The sequence below is a fragment of the Binatus sp. (SeqCode) genome (assembly GCF_036522015.1).
Taxonomy (GTDB): Bacteria; Desulfobacterota; Binatia; order Binatales; family Binataceae; genus Binatus.
Map to the genome: position 1 here is coordinate 1 of NZ_DATDGQ010000128.1, position 5,826 is coordinate 5,826.

Below are 5,826 nucleotides of genomic sequence, written 5' to 3' on the forward strand. Positions count from 1 at the left end.
GAACTGATCGTCTCCATCCTTCGCGACGCAATCGGGCGGGCGCGCGCCGCTGGTCAGTTGAATTCCGAAATTCCGTCGATCGGAATCGAAGCGCCGCGTGACTCCGCTCACGGCGACGTCGCCTCGAACGTCGCGCTGACTCTCGCCAAGCCCGAGCGCAAACCACCGCGCGCGATCGCCGAGATAATCAAGTCGCACGTCACGCTGCCCGCCGAAGTGAGCGAGGTCTCGGTCGCCGGTCCCGGCTTCATCAACTTCAAAATGTCGCCGACGTACTGGCACTCGGAGATGCGCCAGGCCGCGAGCGCGGGCCGCGCATTCTGGAAACCCCGCCCGTGGGAGCTGCGTCCCGGCTCTGGCAAGAAAGTTCAAGTCGAGTTTCTTTCGGCCAATCCCACCGGACCCGTCACCGTCGGCCACGGCCGCAACGCGGTCCTCGGCGACACCATCGCGCGCCTGTACGAGGCGGCGGGTTTCGACGTCACCCGCGAATATTATTTCAACGACGGCGGCCGCCAGATGAAGTTGCTCGGCGAATCGGTCCGCGTGCGCTATCTGCAAGCGCACGGCATCGACGCCACGATGCCCGAAGACGGTTACCAGGGCGAGTACATCGTGGACATCGCGCGCGCTCTGAAAGCGGAGCGGGGCGATTCGCTCGTATCCGTCACCGATCTTGAAGTCTTCCGCTCGGGGGCCGTCAAAGCCATCTTCGCCGAAATCAGCCAGACCTGCACGCGCCTCGGAATCCGCTTCGACGTTTTCACCAACGAACTCGATCTCTTCAATTCGGGAAAGGTTGAAGCTGTTATCAAGGCTCTGCACGAGGCCGGCCTCACTTTCGAGCACGACGGCGCCATCTGGCTGCGCGGCGAGCCGCTCGGACTTCCCAAGGACGCCGTGCTGGTGCGCTCCGGCGCCGACAAGCAGCCGACTTACCGCACGCCCGACATCGCCTATCACATCGAGAAGCTCAAGCGCGGCTTCGACCTGATCGTGGACGTCTTCGGCGCCGATCACATTGCCGAGCACCAGGAGGTCATCGCCGCGGTCAAGGCGCTCGGCTACGACATCACACCCGTCCGCGCGATCATCTACCAATTCGTGACGCTCACGCGTGCCGGCGAAAAAGTTAAAATGTCCACGCGCAAAGCTACCTATGTCACCCTCGACGAGCTGATCGAAGAAGTCGGCGCAGACGTGGTGCGGTTTTTCTTTCTGTTCCGCAAGTCCGACAGCCAGCTGGATTTCGATCTCGAGCTCGCCAAGAAGCAGGCGCCCGAGAATCCCGTGTTCTATGTTCAGTACGCGCACGCGCGCCTGGCGAGCATTTTTCGCGAGGGCGCCAGCAAGGACTTGACGCTGCCGGCAGATACATCGGCGATCGATCTGAATCTGCTCGGCGCCGAGGAACTCGATCTTGCCAAGCGCGCGATTGGGCTGCCGGACGTGATGTCCGCGGCCGCCGAGGCACTCGAGCCCCATCGGATTCCCTTCTATCTGCTCGAGCTGGCGGGCGAGTTCCATCGCTACTACAACAAGCCCGCGAATCGTATAATTGGACCGGATCGCGAACTCAGTTTGGCGCGGATGTATATGGCCGGGATTCTCAGGGATGCGATCGCGGGCGGTCTCGAGTTGCTCGGGGTGAGCGCTCCAGAGCGGATGTGAGGAAGGGAACGGGATGCGATTCGAAATCAGGGCTGGCGGCGGGTTTCTGATTTTAGCCGGATTGGTCGGGCTGTCGGGCGCGGTCTTCGCGCTCGGTCTGGTCGCGGGCTATGAGATGGCGCGGCAGAACCAGCCTGACTCGAGTCAGATCTCCTCGACCTACCCGCTGCCGAATCCGCCCGAAAAACCCGCGCCCGTCTCCGAGATGTCACCGGCGGCCGCCGCGTCGCCAGCGCTTGCGTCAGTACCGCCGCATGAGGCGCTGATCAAACCGCCTGCCCGCGCTATCGGTGAAATGCCTCCCGGTGCGCGACCGTCGCCCGCCGCCGTCGCGCGCTTGAAACCTCCTGCCGAGGCTCCCGCGGCTAACCCTCCCGCATCGGACGAGGACTCCGATGACGATTCAGAAACCGCCTCGGCGCCCGCCGCGCCGCCGCGCGCGCTGCCCCCGGGCGCGAAGCCGTACAACATCCAGATAGAAGCGGTGATGGACAAGAGCGGGGCGGACGAGATGGTCGCGCGGCTGAAGTCGCTCGGCTACAACGCCCAGGAAATGAAAGTCGCGCTCAACGGTCAGACCTGGTACCGCGTCCGCGTCGGACCCTACGCCAGCGCCGACGAAGCGACCGCCGCGCAAGACAGACTCCGCGAGCAATACAAGCAGGCCTACACAACCTCGCACTGAAAATGCGAATGAAGCCCCGCCACGCTGCCGCGCTCGCGCTTGTGGGCTGGTATCTGTTGGTCCCGCCGAGCGCATTCAGGGTCTCGGACCTGGCATCAGGATTGGAACCACTGTCGCAGTGGCTTCAGATTGGTTCATTCGACTCGGCGAATGCCTGCGAACAAGGAAGGCGAATGATGATCGATCGGTTTATGGCCGACCTGCAAAGAGATTCCGGCAACGCCACGGCCGTTCACGGCTTCGATGCTTTTTACTATTCTCAATGCCTCGCTAGTGATGATCCCCGGCTCGGAAGGCGAAATTAGTTACCACGATTTAGGCTATTAAACTAAGACACTCGCGATTTCAAACGGCTCTTCCTGGTCTGCTCTAATTCCCTCGCCCGTTCGTCGGGAGAGGGTGAGGGACCTCTGTGCGGCGCGATTGTCTGGTTGCGCCGCACATCCGCCCTATCTAACGGCTGTCGCGTGCGCTCTTCGCCAAGGATCCGGTTTTGAATCGCAGTGCGGCCTAGTTTGCTTTCCTTGTAACTTGCACGCGCGGCATGTCATCCCAGTCCTTTTTGCAGATGCGAAGGTGCTTCAAACTTTCCATTCGTATTTTCGCAGGACCAACGATTTTATCACCAACTGAGGATTGCCCCTGGTCAACCTCACCCCCGATGATTTGCGGAAAATCGGAGCCAGGTTTTTCAGTATGGCAAACTATACACTTCATCATCTGAGTTGGCCTCGCTGCTTTTTCGCCCCGCCGAAGACCGATGGATACACCCAAGGCCGCCCACAAGCGCGAGCAGCGTGGCGAGGGTCCATGCGCACTGTTGTACCGATGCGCACTTGCTCCCGCAATTCCTTTCCAGTAAACCGCCTGTTGTGCAACCACAATCGATCCCCTTAGAGTAGCGAACTGGTGCTTGCTCGGAGCCGGATTGTTCGTCCTTACTTTCTCGCGAAATCCCGTCCTTCACGCACTCGGCGGCGGATTCAGCTTCCTGCGTGTACTCTCGATCCAACGAGGCTACAAAATCGCTAAAGCCCGCCGTCTGGAGCTCTACGCTGAGGAGATCAATCGGCGTATGCAGACCGCTCCAGCGACCTCACCGGAAGATCAGAAGCCATGAATCTTACTCACGACAAGACGGCATGAAGCCCCGCCACGCTGCCGCGCTCGCGCTTGTGGGCTGGTATTTGATGTTTCCACCGACCAAGGCGGACGTCGATCCCCATTGCTCCTCCCCTTCACGCTCAGGTGCGCAGCAGAAGCTCTGCAATACTGAAGGCCTACAAATGGCGCTTGATGCACCCTTGTCCGAATGGAAAGCGGGAAGTGTTTGGCGGGATTTGGCCGAATGCGAGGCAGACCGGAAGGGTCCAGACGATCCCGAAGCAGTCTCGCTCCTGAATCGAGTCTGGCAAACTCTATCTAACGAAACCGGCATCAGTCGGGACGCCTATGCTGCAGCATATCGCCGCTCAAACGATGCCTCCAAGTGCATCGGCACAGCCGACCCACGAGTGGCGGGAATCAAGGGGTCAGCAACAAATGGCGGCCCGGCTGACGATCCTAGAGTCAAGCGAAACTAGGACGCCCCGCAAATTAAGCCACTCGCAATTCGAAATTAAGACAGTCAGCCCCGAATTAAGACAACTCCCTAATGAAGCCCGGTTGACAATCGCGCGCATGGCATGGATCATTAACTCCAAGATGAACCTCACGAGCCGAAATGTTTGCGCGGGATGGTGGCGTTGGCACCTCGATGCACCCGCCTGCGCGCCGGCTTTGTAGTTCATCGCAAAACCGATTTCCCAAAAGGGCCGTAGGCAAAACCTGCGGCCCTTTTCTTTTTTCGTAAATGACGGAATCGGAAGTGTGAGAAGTGAAACAGAGGAAACCAGATGTTACAGCCCACTGAAAACGAATTCGAACGACTCGCGGCCAAGGGATTCAACCTCATCCCCGTTTTCGAGGAAGTTGCCGCCGACCTCGAGACTCCCGTCTCCGCCTTTCTGAAAATCGCGCGCGGCGACTACGCCTTCCTGCTCGAAAGCGTACGCGGCGGCGAGAAATGGGGCCGCTACACCTTTCTCGGCTCCGAGCCTTCAATCGTGATGCGCGCGCGCAAGAACCGCATGGATATCATCCGGCCCGGCCGCGGCGTCGAAGTGCGCTCCGTCGCCAACTCGTTCGAAGAGTTGCGCACCGAGGTCAAGCGCTTCCGCGCGCCCGAGTTGCCCAACCTGCCGCGCTTCTTCGGCGGCGCCGTCGGATTCCTTGCCTACGACATCGTACGATGCTTCGAGAAAATTCCCGAAACCGCCAACGACGATCTCGGCACGCCGGATTTCCACCTGATGTTCACCGACACGGTGCTGTGCTTCGACAACGTCCGCCAGACGCTGAAAATTATCGCCAACGTGCCGGTCGAGGAGTTCGCCTCGACCAAAATGGCGTATCAAAGCGCGCGGATTAAGATCGACGAGATAATCGAGCGCCTCAAACGTCCCGCCGTGCCGCCGTTCCACGAAGGGGCAAACGTCGTGATCAACGACGCATCGATCAGCTCGAACATGACGCGCGAGGGCTACATGGCGATGGTTTCCGCGGCCAAGGAATACATCGCGGCCGGCGACGTCATCCAGGTCGTTCCGTCGCAGCGCTTCGAGGCGCCTCTCACGGCGCACCCGTTCAACATTTACCGCAGCCTGCGCACGATTAATCCCTCGCCGTACATGTTTTACCTGCGCCTTGGCGAGCAGACGCTGGTCGGCGCGTCGCCCGAGGTGATGGTCCGCGTCGAGGGTCGCGAAATTACGCTGCGTCCGATCGCGGGCACGCGCCGCCGCGGCGTCACCGAAACCGAGGACCACGAACTCGAAGCCGAACTGCTCGCCGATCCCAAGGAGCGCGCCGAGCACGTGATGCTGGTCGATCTCGGGCGCAACGACGTCGGCCGCGTGTCGGAAATCGGCTCGGTCAAAGTGACTGAGTTGATGGTCGTCGAGCGCTACTCGCACGTGATGCACATCGTGTCGAACGTCACCGGCGTGCTGCGCGAAGGATGCGACGCGTTCGACGCGTTCGCGGCCACCTTTCCGCAAGGCACGGTTTCGGGCGCGCCGAAAATCCGCGCGATGGAGATTATCGACGAGCTCGAGTCGGTGCGCCGCGGTGTGTACGCCGGCGCGGTCGGCTATTTCAGCTACACCGGCAACACCGACACCGCGATCGCGCTGCGCACGCTGCTGATCAAGAAGGACCGCGTGTACATTCAGGCCGGCGGCGGCGTCGTTGCCGATTCGGATCCCGGCGCCGAGTTCGAGGAATCGGTCAACAAGGCTCGCGCGATGGTGCGGGCGCTCCAGGCCGCGCGCGATTTCGAAACGGCGGCCAAGAGGTAAGGTTCATGGCCGGCAATAAAAAAATCCTGATGATCGACAACTACGACTCGTTCACTTACAACATCGTGCAGT

At 60.8% G+C, this 5,826-nt stretch carries 3 protein-coding genes; all 3 read left to right on the forward strand.

Translation table 11 applies throughout. The features are described 5' to 3' along the window. Positions 1–1,671: arginine--tRNA ligase (gene argS, locus VIW95_RS05320; RefSeq protein ID WP_331584383.1), on the forward strand; the 1,671-nt coding region annotated here is incomplete at its 5' end. Between the two features lie 13 nt (positions 1,672–1,684). Beyond that, on the forward strand, positions 1,685–2,356 hold the full coding sequence (locus VIW95_RS05325; RefSeq protein WP_331584384.1) for an SPOR domain-containing protein: 672 nt from the start codon (positions 1,685–1,687) through the stop codon (positions 2,354–2,356). A gap of 1,895 nt (positions 2,357–4,251) precedes the next feature. After that, on the forward strand, positions 4,252–5,754 hold the full coding sequence (gene trpE, locus VIW95_RS05330; RefSeq protein ID WP_331584385.1) for an anthranilate synthase component I: 1,503 nt from the start codon (positions 4,252–4,254) through the stop codon (positions 5,752–5,754). Positions 5,755–5,826 lie beyond the last annotated feature (72 nt).